The following is a 14,247-nucleotide window of genomic DNA, read 5'->3' as shown; positions in this document are numbered from 1 at the left end:
TGACACATAATCAAACTCAAAAAAAAGTAAAAAGACATGACGAAATCAAGCAAAAGAAGAGAATTTAGTGACGCGTTCAAGCTGCAAGTGTTAAGTGAATATTTTTCTGGCGGCGGTTCTAAATTATCGGTGGCTCGCAAGTATGGGCTCTCGCACGGCCTTCTGCTGGCGTGGATGAAGAAGTGGCCTGTTGATTCAAAATGCTTATCTTTGCCGGAAGAAATAATCAACACTTACAAAATGGCACATCCCAACGTAGAATTCACAGCTCAAGACGCTTTAGAAAAGCGGATAGCTGATTTAGAGAAAGCTCTTGAATATGAGCGTCTTCGCAATTACGCTTACAAGAAATTGATAGACATCGCCGAAGCCGAGGAGGGCATTTCCATATTAAAAAAAGGTGGTGTCAAACAGTGACGGCGCTGCACAATGAATACTCCAAGGTATCCATCGAAAAATTGTGTGGTCTGTTTGACAAACGACGCCAATGGTATTACAACAAGCGCAAGACTGTCGTTTCCGAGCAACAGCGCGTGCGCCTGATCCTCTCCATGGTAGACTACTATCGCCAGTACTGCCCGGGACTGGGAGGCGTGAAATTACATCACCTGCTAAAGCAGGACTTGGGAGTGGAAATCACCCATGGGAGGGATGCCTTCCTCCGCCTGCTTTCCAGTAATGGGCTGATGTTGAAAAAGCCCAAACGCCGGCGAACGACAAACTCCAACCATCTCTACAAGAAATATTCGAATCTGGCACAAGGCCTTGAGGTGAATCAGGTTAACCAGTTGTGGGTTGCGGACATCACCTATATCTGGATTGCCCATGACGTGCTGTATCTGCATCTGGTCACGGACGCCTATTCCCACGCAGTGATAGGCTGGTGCCTGTCAGAGACCATGGAGGCGGAGAACACCCGGAAGGCACTGCTCATGGCCATCCAAAAAGCCGGAGGAGACAACCTTTGCGGAACCATACACCACTCTGACAGAGGCGTGCAATATGCCTGTAACGAATACATTGACACGCTTATGAGTCACCACATCCGAGTCAGCATGACCGAATGTTACAAACCAACGGACAACGCCATGGCCGAAAGACAAAACGGCACGTTCAAAGTGGAATGGATATATCAGCATCAGATGTATCAAGACTTCAATCACGCCCAGCGTGAAATAGCGCAAATGATTGATTTCTACAACCTCAAGCGACCGCACATGAGCATCGGAAAGAAAACGCCCATGGCCGTATACTCAGGAGAGGAACCTGGGCCGAATCTTTGGAAAAAAGAGAAAAACAGTCGTGCGTCAGCAAAATAAGAACTATCTTTGCCAAGCCCAAAACAAGGTGAGCGACGCTTACAGGCTAGCTTACCTAAGTTCTCCAGGGGCATCGAGCCCCTGAAGAACTTGCCCAAAACAAGGCTCGCTCCTCTTTAGGCTATTTCATTTCTCCACCAAAGGAAATGCTTATAAGCCTCGAAAAACGGAGATTGACAAGTAAAATAGTACAATAAAAAAATATTGACAAGTAATATAGAATAAACAACTAAAAACTGTCAAGCGATTTTAGGAAATGACAAAGTCAATGAGTTTGACATCCAAAGTCAATGCTTTTGATTGGCAAAGTCATAGAGATTGGATGCTAAACTCAATGGGATTGAATCCACTACACGTCAAGCAGTCGGTGGCTGACCAGACGACGTGCTTGTCGGAACGCCACCACTTACATTTCATCTGTATGGCTGCCAGCATCTAGCACGCTATCGCAGCCTGAACTTTCTTTCGTATTTTGTGCTCGGCCATACATAGGAGAAACGCCTATAGCGGTATATTTTTGGGAATGACGAAACAAAAAAAGGTGCATCAACAGCTTGACACACCCTTTACTTATGATCTTAGTGGATATAATTATAATCTTAGCGCCTCTTATTTAGCGTAGGCCACACTGCGTGTTTCGCGAATGACAGTGATTTTTACCTGTCCAGGATAGGTCATCTCGTTTTGTATCTTGGTGGCAATATCATCTGACAACTTCAGCGACTCGGCATCATCCATCTGGTCGGCACCTACGATAACGCGAAGTTCGCGGCCAGCCTGTATGGCATAAGTCTTCGTCACGCCAGGATAACTCATCGCGATGGCCTCGAGGTCATTCAGTCGTTTGATGTATGCTTCCACAATTTCGCGACGTGCACCAGGGCGCGCACCCGAGATGGCATCACACACCTGGACAATGGGAGCCAGCAGTGTTTGCATCTCTACCTCATCATGGTGGGCTGCGATAGCGTTGCAGATATCCGGTTTCTCCTTGTATTTTTCGGCCAATTTGCCACCGTATAGTGCGTGAGGCAGTTCACTCTCCTCATCAGGTACCTTACCAATATCGTGTAAAAGTCCTGCACGCTTTGCCTTTTTGGGATTGAGTCCCAGTTCTGACGCCATCACCGCACAGAGATTAGCGGTTTCGCGTGCATGCTGAAGGAGGTTCTGTCCATAGCTTGAGCGATATTTCATTTTGCCTACGATGCGTACCAGTTCGGGGTGCAAACCATGAATGCCTAGGTCGATCACGGTACGTTTTCCCGTTTCGATGATTTCGTTATCAAGTTGCTTCTTCACCTTTGCCACCACCTCTTCTATACGTGCGGGGTGGATACGTCCATCAGCAACGAGCTGGTGAAGAGCCAAACGGCAAACCTCTCGACGCACTGGATCGAACGCAGAAATAACGATGGCTTCGGGTGTGTCGTCGACAACGATTTCTACTCCCGTTGCAGCTTCCAAGGCACGGATGTTGCGTCCTTCGCGACCAATGATGCGACCTTTTACCTCGTCATTGTCTATATGGAAGACGCTGACAGAATTTTCAATAGCCGTCTCGGTGGCTACGCGCTGGATAGTCTGGATGACAATTTTCTTAGCCTCTTGGTTGGCATTGAGCTTGGCTTCGTCTATAATTTCATTGATGTAGCCGGCTGCATCTGTACGGGCCTCGTCTTTCAGGCTTTCTATCAATCTGCTTTTTGCTTCTTCTGCACTAAGTCCAGAGAGTTCTTCCAGCATTTCGCGCTCTTGCAGTTGCATTTTTTCGAGTTCGGCCTGCTTAATTTGCAACAATTTCTTTTCATTGTCGATGCGCTGTTGCTGATGGTCTACCTCCTGTTTTCTGCGTCCGAGTTCTTCCTGACGCTGACTCAATCCAATTTCTCTTTGCTTGAGCTTGTTCTCGGTCTGTTGGATTTTCTGGTTGCGCAGTTGAACTTCCTTCTCCAACTCAGATTTCTTGTTCAGGAATTTCTCCTTGACCTCCAACAATTTCTTTTCCTTAATCACATCAGCCTCTTTATTAGCGGCTGCTACCATTTCATTATATTTTCCTTTAACAATGTAACGGAAAATCGCATAGCCACCCAGTCCGCCAAGAATCAGCGCTACGATGGCAACAATTACTATACTCATTATTTTTAAATTTAAATTTCATTTATAATAACTACATAAATGAAAGAGGTTGGAAGAATCATGCGTAAGCGCGGCAATCCGCACGTTGCACCATACATTTCCGCTTAAAATCAGAACGGCTTAGAAAGATAAATAACTTCCTGGTACAAGAATGCACGTTGTGGAAGGTTGGTTTAATCCTTCAGTGCCTCTTCAATTTCAGAAGTTAATTGAGATATGATTTTACTATACGGGGTGACATCATTGCGTGCAAACTCTTTCTCGTAACGCAATGCTATGTCAATCAATGCCATATAGAGTATATCCTTCTCGCTTCTCTTTGCCTTGAAAACAGAAGCGTAAGTGTTTACAGTATCAGTAATAAGTTTGGCTGCCTTACGATAATACTCCTCATCCTCCCGCATGACCGTGACGCTCATGTCGGTATCGTAAACATGCAATCTTATCTGTAGTTTATCTCTATTGTCTCCTGCCATCGCTCCGATTACTTTTCATTCAGTAGCGTGATACATTTGTTAACGTCTCTTATCAGCTTTGACAACCGTTTTTTGGCCACTTCGATGTCAGTGGTGGAAATTTCTATCATCTTGGCTAGTTTGAGACTGTTGTAGTCATTTTGTGCTTGATTCAACTTCGCCTCGAGCTGTTTTATCTTGGCATCACGCTCGTCAACCATGGCATACAAGCTGTTGTTCTCCTGTTTTGTTTCCTTGTACTGGAGAATCATCTGCCTCATGCGAGTGGTAAAGAGCGTTAGAGTTTTCTCATTAGCATCCATCGACATACAATTTGGTCACAAATTTAGCGTAATAAATTGACAATCACAAATTATCGGTTGTTTTTTTGTCCATCACTTTAATCTTAGCTGGTTGTGCGAGCAACGCCAAGTTGTCGTAATGTTTTGTGTGATTGATGGTTATTTTTGGTTCTCATTTCCTGGCTTCGGTTCTTTTTTAGCCAGCATTACTACCTGATGAATGAAATCGGTAGTCCATTTTTGAGAGAATCCCAGTCGTTTGTTGTACTGCCGAACAGCGACCACAGCTTTGATGACGCCTGCATCCTTATAGTCATTTTTAGTAAAGATGTCGTTCACGGTCTTTTCTGTCATGGTGTACAATGCACTTTTGAAAATGGACGGCATACGCAATTTAAACTTCATCAAGTTTCCGACAAGCATCATCAGTTCTTGAGTAAACCCCTGAAACTGTAGCAAGTAAGGTTGCACATCTTCCAACCTTCGACAATTCTTTCGTATACTCTGATCGATTTCTTTGAAAAAAAGATCATCTGTATGATACATTTCTTTCAACATGTTTTTGCACCGTGCTTTCTCGCCCACTCCCAGTTTGTTGTTGACAGTGGGCACGCGTAGAGTGATTTTGAACGTCCTGAGGTCGGGCAGCATCTTTAAGTTATTGATACCCAACTGGGCTGCTATAGCCGATTGAAAGTAAACCCTGATGAGTGTCATGTAGTCTTCCATCCCACCAGTAGTGTCATTTCGATCTTTCTTTCCAAACAGTTTTGATAATAAATTTGCCATTATATTGTAAAATTAAATTCATTTCGTAACTAAGAGTTTTTTCCTAAATCTCTACAAAGGTATGATAAAACCATAAATATACAAAACAAAAGAAACAATTTTAGCTGTAGCACTTTCCGCTTTCAATAATTATTTATACCTTTGTACACAACTTTAGAAAAAAGTACAACAAGCATGACGCTTGATTCCTGTTGGTAACAAAAGGAACAATCTAATCATGCAAGTTGATTATTCAAGTGATAGCCATAGTAAGTTTAATTCTGTTGCGATTATCAGATTAATAACCAATTAGATTCGAAGAATGAAAGGAATCGTTTTAGCCGGTGGCTCCGGAACACGCCTTTATCCCATCACCAAAGGAATAAGCAAACAGCTCATTCCCATTTTTGACAAACCCATGATTTATTATCCAGTATCAGTCTTGATGCTGGCTGGAATTAAAGAAATTCTCATCATTTCGACTCCCTATGACCTACCAGGGTTCAAGAGACTCCTTGGCGATGGGCATGACCTCGGCGTGGAGTTTTCATACGTTGAACAGCCAAGCCCTGACGGTTTGGCACAAGCGTTTATCCTGGGTGAAGACTTTATTGGTGACGACTCCGCATGCCTGGTGCTGGGTGATAATATTTTTTATGGTTCGGGATTCACCGCTCTGCTGAAACAGAGCTTAAAAGACGCCGAACAAAAAGATAAGGCAACCGTTTTCGGCTACTATGTGAACGACCCAGAACGGTATGGCGTGGTGGAATTTGATGGTCAAGGGAAATGCCTGAGCATTGAAGAAAAACCCGCACACCCTAAAAGCAATTATGCTGTAGTGGGACTGTACTTCTATCCAAACTCTGTAATTGACATTGCCAAGAATATCAAACCAAGCGAACGAGGAGAACTGGAAATCACGACTGTTAACCAAACATTTCTTGAACGACAGCAACTTCAAGTAAAGACTCTGCAACGTGGGTTCGCATGGTTGGACACGGGAACACACGATAGTCTTTCGGAAGCAAGCACCTTTATCGAGGTGATTGAAAAAAGACAGGGATTGAAAGTGGCCTGCTTGGAAGAAATTGCTTTCAAGCAAGGATGGATTGATGCCAAACAACTCAAGAAATTGGCAGAGCCAATGTTGAAAAACAATTATGGAAAATACCTTTTAGACATCGCGAGCAGGACTATTTAACGGGATGGCTGGGAAGGAATGAACAAGAAACAAGAATTTATATTTTAGCTAAAAAATGGAAGAAGAGATAAAGAATCAGGAATTGGAGAACGTCGAAGGACAAGAGGAGAATTCATTCTTCAATTTACAAACGATTATACAGACACTCATCCTCAACTGGAAATGGTTTGTACTGTCTGTAATTATTTGTCTGGGAGCGGCTGCTATCTATTTGCGTTACACGCCACGCATCTATCAGTCGTTCGCCAAGCTGCTAATTAAAGAGGAAGAAACTAGAAGAGGAAGAAGCTCATTGCTCTATTCATCAAACCTTGGCATGATGTCAAACTCAACGGGTATAGATAATGAAATGGAGATCTTATCTTCCCTGAACCTGGCAGAACAGACGGTGAAAGACCTGAAGCTCTACGTTAAATATACCTCTGAAGGAAGAGTGAGAGACATGGTTATCTATAAGAGTCAGCCCATCAGCGTGGACCTCGATCCTGCCCATCTCGATAAGCTGCGCTCACCCATCTCTATGGTTATCCAGAGAGTAGGCAACACATATCATGTCACAGGAAGTTACAGTAGCCCCGTTGAAGGCAGAGGATGGCAAACCACGAACATTGACAAGAAGATTAGTCAACTGCCATCCACAATAGTAACCAAAGTTGGTATTCTATCGTTCATGAACGAAAATGCAGGCTCCATGAAAGACGGACAATCGTTCAAGGTTTCCATTCTTCCACCCAAAAGTGTAGCAGCAGGATACAGAGGTGCTTTCTCTGTAGCGCAGAACAATAAAACAACATCCATTGCTCTTCTGGGAGTCAAGGACGAAGTACCATCTCGCGCCAGCGATTACTTAAAGCAATTGGTCATCTGTTACAACCGACAGGCCAACATGGACAAGAATGAGGTAGCACGCAATACAGAAGCCTTCATCAATAGCCGTCTGGAAAAGATCAGTGAAGAATTGGGAGCCACTGAAGGACAGCTGGAAAGCTACAAGAAACGCAACAGAATGGTAGACCAAGCGATGAATGCTGGTCAAGCTATGCAAAACGCTAACGAGTACGATCAGAAGCTGGCAGAAGCTAATACACAGGTGGCCCTGCTCAACAGCGTACAAGAAAGCATGTCGCAACCCAGTAACCAATATCAGACGCTACCAGCTAACGTGGGCATCTCAGACCCTACGGTAAACGGCTTGATCAATAAGTACAACGAAATCGCATTGGAGAGAAAAAAACTCCTTCGCAGTGCTTCTGAGACCTCACCGACGGTAACACCCCTCACTTCTCAATTGGATGATTTGAACAACAGCATCCACCGTGCCATGGCCCAAGCTAAGAAGGGACTTCAAATTCAGCGCAACAATGTTGCTTCGCAATATGGCAAGTACCAAGGACAACTCACTGCCAGTCCAGAGCAAGAAAGAATGCTTACTCAGATTGGCCGACAGCAAGATGTTAAATCAGGACTCTACTTGATGTTATTACAGAAGCGAGAAGAAAACTCTATCTCGCTTGCAGCAACAGCCGACAAAGGCATTCTGATAGACGAACCCGCCAACGGTGGACAAGTAAGTCCAAACAGACAACTCATATTCCTCATCGCCTTGCTCTTGGGACTGGGCATTCCTGCACTCATCTTATTCTTAATCAACTTCTTCCGCTATAGGATAGAAGGACACGATGATGTTGCCAAGCTTACCAAGCTTCCCATCTTGGCCGACGTCGCCGTTGCCAGTGATACGGCTAAGACAAAAGCCGACATTGTTGTTCACGAGAACCAGAACAACCAGATGGAAGAAATCTTCCGAAGCATGCGAACCAATCTCCAATTCATGCTGAAAGAAAACCAGAAGGTTATCCTCTTCACGTCGAGTACCTCTGGCGAAGGAAAGACATTCAACGCCTCCAACCTGGCTGTCAGCTTCGCACTGCTTGGTAAAAAAGTAATTCTTGTTGGACTGGATATCCGCAAGCCACGCTTGGCCGAGCTCTTTGAAATCAACGATCATCATCATGGCATTACCATGTTGTTAACCAAGGAGCAGCCTAGTTGGGAAGAAATCCAAAGCCAAATTTTGCCATCGGGCGTGAACAACAACCTGGATCTTCTCATGTCAGGACCCATTCCTCCCAACCCTGCCGAATTAATAGCTCGCCCTTCACTCGACGTCATCATCAACCAGTTGAAAGAGAAATATGACTACATTCTCATCGACACTGCTCCGGTTGGTCTCGTCACCGACACGTTGCAAATAGGACGTGTAGCAGACGCCACAGTTTACATGTGCCGTGCCGATTACACGCCCAAAGAAAGCTTCGGACTGATCAACAGCTTGGCAAAAGAGAAGAAACTTCCTAACATATCCATCGTCATCAATGGTATCGACATGTCCAAGAAGAAGCATGGATATTATTATGGATATGGCAGATACGGAAAGTATGGGAGGTATGGACGATACGGTGGAAAATATGGGAAATACGGATCGTACGGTCACTATGGCAATTACGGTACTTACGGCAACTATGCAAACAGCCACTATGGAGACAAGAACGACACGTCCATCAAGCGTTAATGCACTTGATGGCGTGCTAATATCATTTTTATATTTGCCACCATTTAAACTGATTTCAAATAGATGACAATAGCAGTTGATTTTGACGGAACCATCGTAGAACATAAATACCCCGCGATAGGACAAGAGATACCTTTCGCTACCGAAACGCTCAAAATGCTCATCAATGAGCATCATCGACTCATCTTATGGAGCGTGCGTGAGGGAACTCTCCTGCAAGAGGCTGTGGATTGGTGCAAAGAACGCGGGGTTGAGTTTTGGACTGTCAACAAGGACTATCCAGAAGAGGAAGGAACCTCCAACAACAACCATTTCTCCAGAAAGATTAAGGCCGATATCTTTATCGACGACCGAAATATTGGCGGATTGCCCGACTGGGGACAAATATATCACATGATACACGATCATAAAACAACCAAAGACCTGATTCGTGAAGCATACTTGCGAGGACAAACTGCCGAAGAACCCAAACCCAAAAAGCGTTGGTGGAAATGGTGAATTGTGCTACCAAACAAACTGTCAACGAATTGACTAAATAACCTTATCATTCGTTTCGGTTAGTCATTTTTTTCTACTAACTTTGCACAAATGAGTGATAAACATGAAAAGATATATTACGGGGTGCCTCATTGCACTTTGTTGCAGTACAAGCATCATGGCCAAGAACAAAACAATTGATCTTCGCATCATCCAAACCAGTGATGTCCACGGTAGTTTCTTCCCTTACGACTTCATCAATCGCAGACCAAAGGCAGGTAGTCTTGCCCGAGTGACGACCTATGTTGACTCTCTGCGGGCAAAATATGGGAAGAATCTCATTCTATTAGACAACGGCGACATATTACAAGGTCAGCCTATCTGCTATTACAGCAACTATGTCAACCCGCAAGGCCCTAATATCGCAGCATCTGTTGTCAACTACATGCAGTATGACGCACAGACCATAGGCAATCATGACATCGAAACCGGGCATGCCGTTTACGACAAGTGGATTCGTGAAGTGTCGTGTCCTACCCTCGGAGCCAACATTGTCAATACCCAAACTCAACAACCATACGTTCATCCATACACCATTCTTGAGCGGGATGGTATCAAGATTGCCGTCCTTGGCATGCTCACTCCGGCCATACCCAACTGGCTTCAAGAAAAGTTATGGAGTGGACTTCGGTTTGAAAACATGGTGCAATCGGCACGCCACTGGATGAATGTATTGCAAACAACCGAACACCCCGACATCGTCATTGGTTTGTTTCATTCGGGCAAACAGGGTGGCATTACCACCCCAACCTACGAAGAAGATGCCTCCTTGCGCGTGGCAAAAGAGGTTCCGGGCTTCGATTTGATACTCTTTGGACACGATCATACCCCTCACAGCAGCACCATTCTCAACAGCAAAGGCCAACCTGTTGTTTGTCTCAATCCTGGTTGTAATGCTATCAACGTAACCGACAGCGAAATTAGGATTACGCTGAATGAGCAGATACGAAAAGGAAAGAAAGCCCATGTCGTATTGCGCAAGCAGGTCAACGGACGCGTGGTAGACATTCGAAATGAGCAGATTGACCAAAAATTCATGGCGCATTTTCAAGACGACATCAATGCCGTCAACGCCTTTGTCAATAGGAAGATTGGCTCATTTCAACACACTATTTACAGTCGTGATTGCTATTTTGGCAGTTCAGCCTTTACGGATTTGATTCACAACCTACAACTAACGGTTACTGGAGCCGACATCTCGTTCAACGCACCCCTTGCTTTTGATGCCCAAATCAAGGCAGGCGACGTGTTTGTAAGTGACCTTTTCAACCTCTACAAATACGAAAACAACATCTATGCGCTCAAGATGACAGGCGAAGAAATTCGCAATTACTTAGAAATGAGCTACGATTTGTGGGTCAGCACCATGACCTCTCCCGGCGACCACATTCTCCTCATCGACAACAAGACCAAGGATGACCAACAACGTTATGGCTTCAAAAACTTCACATTCAATTTCGACAGTGCTGCCGGCATCGATTATGAAGTTGATGTCACCAAGCCAAAAGGAAACAAAGTTAACATCCTGAAAATGAGTGATGGTACGCCATTCAGCCTCAAGAAGACGTATAAGGTTGCCATGAACAGTTACAGAGGCAACGGCGGAGGTGAACTCTTGACACGTGGCGCGGGCATCTCCATGGCCGAATTGAAGCAACGTATCGTGTTCGAAAGCAAGCATGATCAGCGTTATTATCTCATGCAATGGATTGAAAAATGTGGAGAAATAAATCCCAAACCCAATAACAATTGGAAGTTTGTACCCGCAGCGTGGACCATACCTGCATTGAAACGAGATAAAATGCTTATCTTTGGACAACCACAAAGAGAGGAAGATGAGAAATGAAAACCCTGTTTTTTATATTTTGTAAAACAGACCTCGTGCTCGAAAAACAAGCAAACGGACTATATACCATACCGCTTGCCGATGAACCACCGATACACACAAAACCTTGGACACATATTATGGATGTGGAAAACATGGCAGACGGCACTCCTGTTCGGGCATTTCGAATAGATGAACCCATCACCAACAACCCACAATATGAGATGTGTGGACTGCGCGCTTCATTCTACAAGCTGCCCCACGACTTATATTTAATGGCCGGAAAGTGCCACGAGCTGCTCTATTGGGACTTCAACACCAAGTTTTGCGGCGTATGTGGTGGCCCAATGCAGATGCACACCGCCATTTCAAAACGCTGCACCCAATGCGGAAAAGAAGTGTGGCCACAGTTAGCCACAGCCGTCATCGTGCTGATACACCGCGGAGATGAGGTGCTATTGGTTCATGCAAAAAACTTCAAATCCGACTTTTATGGACTGGTGGCGGGATTCGTTGAAACTGGTGAAACGCTGGAGGAAGCCGTGCATCGCGAGGTCATGGAGGAAACGGGCATCAAGATTAAGAACGTAACCTACTTCAGTTCGCAGCCATGGCCCTACCCCTCCGGCTTGATGGTGGGCTTCAATGCCGACTATGTTAGCGGTGAGTTAAGGTTGCAGCGATCAGAATTAAGCAAGGGTGGCTGGTTCTCTAAGAATAATCTCCCCACCATTCCAGAGAAGCTTTCTATTGCCAGAATGCTCATAGATGCCTGGCTGGAGAAAGGCGAAGAATAACCAAACTGTAAGAATCTTCAAAACATATCTCATGAAACCATTCGCAAAACTTCTTGGCTTCGATACCAAGAGCATGAAAATGAAAACAGAATTGATTGCCGGAGCAACCACATTCTTAACAATGAGTTATATCCTCGCCGTCAATCCAGCCATTCTCTCGAGCACGGGAATGGATAAGGGTGCGCTCTTCACGGCTACAGCTTTGTCAGCTGCTATAGCCACCTTGCTGCTGGCCTTCATGGCCAAACTGCCCTTTGCACAGGCTCCCAGCATGGGACTGAATGCCTTTTTTGCCTACACGCTCTGTCAGGCTATGGGCTATTCATGGGAACAAGCCCTGGCCATCATGCTCATTGAGGGGCTCGTGTTTCTACTCATTACCTTTTTCAATGTACGCGAATTAATTCTCGACAGCATACCCAAAAACCTGCGGTACGCCATCTCTGCGGGCATTGGCATGTTCATTGCGTTTATCGGCCTCAAGAATGCGGGCATCATCGTGGCCAAAGAAGGCACGTTTGTGGGCTTGGGTGCCTTCACCCCCGAGTCGACATTGGGCATCATCGCCATTCTGCTGAGTGGTATCCTGATGGCCCGCAATGTCAAAGGGTCGCTGTTCTATGGCATCGTTGCCGCAACGCTCATTGGCATACCTATGGGCGTCACCATGATACCTGATGGCTGGCTGCCGGTTTCCGCGCCACAAGACATCTCCCCCATCTTCTGTCATTTCGACTTCAACGGGTTCCTCAACATCAAGACCCTGTTGGTGATTTTCTCGTTGCTCATTGTCAACATCTTCGATACCATCGGCACCTTGGTCGGTTTGGCAGAGAAAACGGGCATCGTACAACCCGACGGTTCCATTCCAAGAGTGAAAGAAGCGATGATGAGCGATGCCATTGGTACCACCTGTGGAGCCATGCTCGGATCCTCCACCATCACCACCTATATTGAAAGTGCATCGGGTATTGCGGAAGGTGGCCGAAGCGGTGTGACATCAGCGTTTGTGGGTATTCTCTTCCTCCTTTCCCTTTTGGTATCGCCTATCTTTCTCCTCATCCCCGGTGCTGCTACCAGTGGCGCATTGGTGTTGGTAGGTGTGCTGATGCTCGACTCGGTGAAAAAGCTCGATTTGAGTGATGTAAGCGAGTCATTCCCTGCCTTCATTACCATGATTACCATGGTACTTTGCTATTCCATTGCCGACGGTATCTGCCTTGGCATCTTGAGCTATGTGATTTTGAAGTTGTGTGTTGGCCGTTGGAAACAACTCAACATCACACTCGTAACGTTAGCCATTCTGTTCATCATTAACTTCGTTTTCAATTAATATGAAACATATCAGTTGGGGATTCATCGGATGCGGCGAGGTCACCGAATTGAAATCGGGACCTGCCTTCAATGAGGTTGAGGGATCGCATGTAGAAGCTGTGTACAGCAGGAGCAAGGAGAAAGTGCTATCGTACGCCGAGCGTCACCACATCAAGAAATGGTATACCGATGCGCAGCAGCTCATAGACGACCCCGAGGTGAACGCCATTTACATCGCTACCCCACCCTCCAGCCATGCCACCTACGCTATCATGGCCATGAAGGCGGGCAAGCCGGTCTACATTGAGAAGCCTTTGGCTGCCAGTTATGAAGATTGCGCGCGCATCAACAGAGTAAGCCAGCAAACGGGAGTTCCCTGCTTTGTAGCCTACTACAGAAGATACCTACCCTATTTTCAGAAGGTGAAAAGCATCCTGGACAGTGGAACCATCGGCACGGTGACCAACGTGCAAGTGCGTTTTTCCGTTCCTCCTCGGGATCTGGACTACAGCGGCAGCCGCCATCTTCCGTGGCGACTGCAACCCGACATCGCTGGCGGTGGCTACTTTTATGACCTGGCACCTCATCAACTTGACTTGCTGCAAGAATTCTTTGGTGTGATTACCCAGGCGCATGGCTATTGTGCCAACCGCGCACACCTATACTCTGCCGAGGACACCATCAGTGCTTGTTTCCTGTTTGAGAATGGTCTTCCGGGAAGCGGGTCATGGTGCTTCGTAGGTCATCAGAGTGCAAAGGAAGACAGCATCGACGTGGTTGGCGAGCAAGGCTCACTGTCGTTCTCGGTTTACAACTATCATCCCATTCAGTTAATCACCTCTGACGGCATCCGAAACATCACGGTTCCTAACCCATCATACGTTCAGCTACCCATCATCAAAGCGGTTACCGAAGACCTGCAAGGTATCGGTGTCTGCACCTGCACGAGCGTCAGTGCCACGCCAGTAAATTGGGTGATGGACAGAATATTGGGTAAATTTTAACTGCATAC

General features: G+C 45.8%; 13 protein-coding genes. 9 read left to right on the top strand and 4 right to left on the bottom strand.

Annotated features, from left to right (window positions below; all coding sequences use genetic code 11):
- The first annotated feature begins 36 nt into the window (after positions 1-36).
- Both NQ518_RS02625 and NQ518_RS02620 read left to right on the top strand, forming a co-directional pair.
- A complete protein-coding gene (locus tag NQ518_RS02625; RefSeq protein WP_102696941.1) occupies positions 37-417 on the top strand; it encodes a transposase in 381 nt (126 codons plus the stop codon).
- Complete coding sequence (locus tag NQ518_RS02620; protein WP_260107754.1) at positions 414-1,319, top strand: IS3 family transposase; 906 nt, start codon at positions 414-416, stop codon at positions 1,317-1,319. Before NQ518_RS02625 ends, NQ518_RS02620 begins: the two co-directional genes overlap by 4 nt.
- A gap of 609 nt (positions 1,320-1,928) precedes the next feature.
- Here NQ518_RS02620 and rny read toward each other — a convergent pair.
- From rny to NQ518_RS02600, 4 genes are all read right to left on the bottom strand, one after another.
- Positions 1,929-3,461 (bottom strand): ribonuclease Y, encoded by a 1,533-nt coding sequence (gene rny, locus NQ518_RS02615; protein ID WP_227208224.1) that lies wholly within the window; start codon positions 3,459-3,461, stop codon positions 1,929-1,931.
- A 173-nt stretch (positions 3,462-3,634) separates the two neighbouring features.
- Positions 3,635-3,937, bottom strand: coding sequence for a cell division protein ZapA (locus tag NQ518_RS02610; protein WP_102697112.1), 303 nt, complete (start codon positions 3,935-3,937; stop codon positions 3,635-3,637).
- A gap of 8 nt (positions 3,938-3,945) precedes the next feature.
- Positions 3,946-4,239, bottom strand: a complete 294-nt coding sequence (locus NQ518_RS02605; protein WP_102697151.1) for a hypothetical protein — start codon at positions 4,237-4,239, stop codon at positions 3,946-3,948.
- A gap of 138 nt (positions 4,240-4,377) precedes the next feature.
- A complete protein-coding gene (locus NQ518_RS02600; RefSeq protein ID WP_227208226.1) occupies positions 4,378-5,007 on the bottom strand; it encodes a hypothetical protein in 630 nt (209 codons plus the stop codon).
- Positions 5,008-5,308: 301 nt separating this feature from the next.
- Here NQ518_RS02600 and rfbA point away from each other — a divergent pair, with 301 nt between their 5' ends.
- The 7 genes from rfbA to NQ518_RS02565 all read left to right on the top strand — a co-directional run bounded on the left by rfbA (position 5,309) and on the right by NQ518_RS02565 (position 14,239).
- Entirely contained in the window at positions 5,309-6,190 is an 882-nt protein-coding gene (gene rfbA, locus NQ518_RS02595) for a glucose-1-phosphate thymidylyltransferase RfbA (protein WP_227208228.1), read from the top strand.
- Between the two features lie 55 nt (positions 6,191-6,245).
- A complete protein-coding gene (locus NQ518_RS02590) occupies positions 6,246-8,762 on the top strand; it encodes a GumC family protein (protein ID WP_227208230.1) in 2,517 nt (838 codons plus the stop codon).
- A gap of 63 nt (positions 8,763-8,825) precedes the next feature.
- Positions 8,826-9,260, top strand: a complete 435-nt coding sequence (locus NQ518_RS02585) for a BT0820 family HAD-type phosphatase (protein WP_227208232.1) — start codon at positions 8,826-8,828, stop codon at positions 9,258-9,260.
- A 103-nt stretch (positions 9,261-9,363) separates the two neighbouring features.
- The gene (locus NQ518_RS02580) at positions 9,364-11,145 is read left to right on the top strand and encodes a bifunctional metallophosphatase/5'-nucleotidase (RefSeq protein ID WP_227208234.1); all 1,782 of its coding nucleotides are present in this window, start codon (positions 9,364-9,366) and stop codon (positions 11,143-11,145) included.
- Positions 11,142-11,921 (top strand): NAD(+) diphosphatase, encoded by a 780-nt coding sequence (gene nudC, locus NQ518_RS02575; RefSeq protein WP_227208236.1) that lies wholly within the window; start codon positions 11,142-11,144, stop codon positions 11,919-11,921. The genes NQ518_RS02580 and nudC overlap by 4 nt, the downstream gene beginning before the upstream one ends.
- A 31-nt stretch (positions 11,922-11,952) precedes the next feature.
- Positions 11,953-13,254: an NCS2 family permease gene (locus NQ518_RS02570; RefSeq protein WP_227208238.1), complete on the top strand. Its 1,302-nt coding sequence runs from the start codon at positions 11,953-11,955 to the stop codon at positions 13,252-13,254.
- Position 13,255: 1 nt separating this feature from the next.
- Positions 13,256-14,239 (top strand): Gfo/Idh/MocA family protein, encoded by a 984-nt coding sequence (locus NQ518_RS02565; RefSeq protein ID WP_004350597.1) that lies wholly within the window; start codon positions 13,256-13,258, stop codon positions 14,237-14,239.
- The last annotated feature ends 8 nt before the right edge of the window (positions 14,240-14,247 follow it).

This window comes from Hoylesella buccalis ATCC 35310, from assembly GCF_025151385.1.
Classification (GTDB): domain Bacteria; phylum Bacteroidota; class Bacteroidia; order Bacteroidales; family Bacteroidaceae; genus Prevotella; species Prevotella buccalis.
This window is presented reverse-complemented; position numbering and strand designations above follow the sequence as displayed.

What these genes read in the sequence shown, in the direction of transcription:
- NQ518_RS02625 (WP_102696941.1), top strand. Translation starts at nt 37, where the DNA reads ATGACGAAATCAAGCAAAAGAAGAGAATTTAGTGACGCGTTCAAGCTG.
- rny (WP_227208224.1), bottom strand. Translation starts at nt 3,461, where the DNA reads ATGAGTATAGTAATTGTTGCCATCGTAGCGCTGATTCTTGGCGGACTG.
- NQ518_RS02610 (WP_102697112.1), bottom strand. Translation starts at nt 3,937, where the DNA reads ATGGCAGGAGACAATAGAGATAAACTACAGATAAGATTGCATGTTTAC.
- NQ518_RS02605 (WP_102697151.1), bottom strand. Translation starts at nt 4,239, where the DNA reads ATGGATGCTAATGAGAAAACTCTAACGCTCTTTACCACTCGCATGAGG.
- NQ518_RS02600 (WP_227208226.1), bottom strand. Translation starts at nt 5,007, where the DNA reads ATGGCAAATTTATTATCAAAACTGTTTGGAAAGAAAGATCGAAATGAC.
- rfbA (WP_227208228.1), top strand. Translation starts at nt 5,309, where the DNA reads ATGAAAGGAATCGTTTTAGCCGGTGGCTCCGGAACACGCCTTTATCCC.
- NQ518_RS02590 (WP_227208230.1), top strand. Translation starts at nt 6,246, where the DNA reads ATGGAAGAAGAGATAAAGAATCAGGAATTGGAGAACGTCGAAGGACAA.
- NQ518_RS02585 (WP_227208232.1), top strand. Translation starts at nt 8,826, where the DNA reads ATGACAATAGCAGTTGATTTTGACGGAACCATCGTAGAACATAAATAC.
- NQ518_RS02580 (WP_227208234.1), top strand. Translation starts at nt 9,364, where the DNA reads ATGAAAAGATATATTACGGGGTGCCTCATTGCACTTTGTTGCAGTACA.
- nudC (WP_227208236.1), top strand. Translation starts at nt 11,142, where the DNA reads ATGAAAACCCTGTTTTTTATATTTTGTAAAACAGACCTCGTGCTCGAA.
- NQ518_RS02570 (WP_227208238.1), top strand. Translation starts at nt 11,953, where the DNA reads ATGAAACCATTCGCAAAACTTCTTGGCTTCGATACCAAGAGCATGAAA.
- NQ518_RS02565 (WP_004350597.1), top strand. Translation starts at nt 13,256, where the DNA reads ATGAAACATATCAGTTGGGGATTCATCGGATGCGGCGAGGTCACCGAA.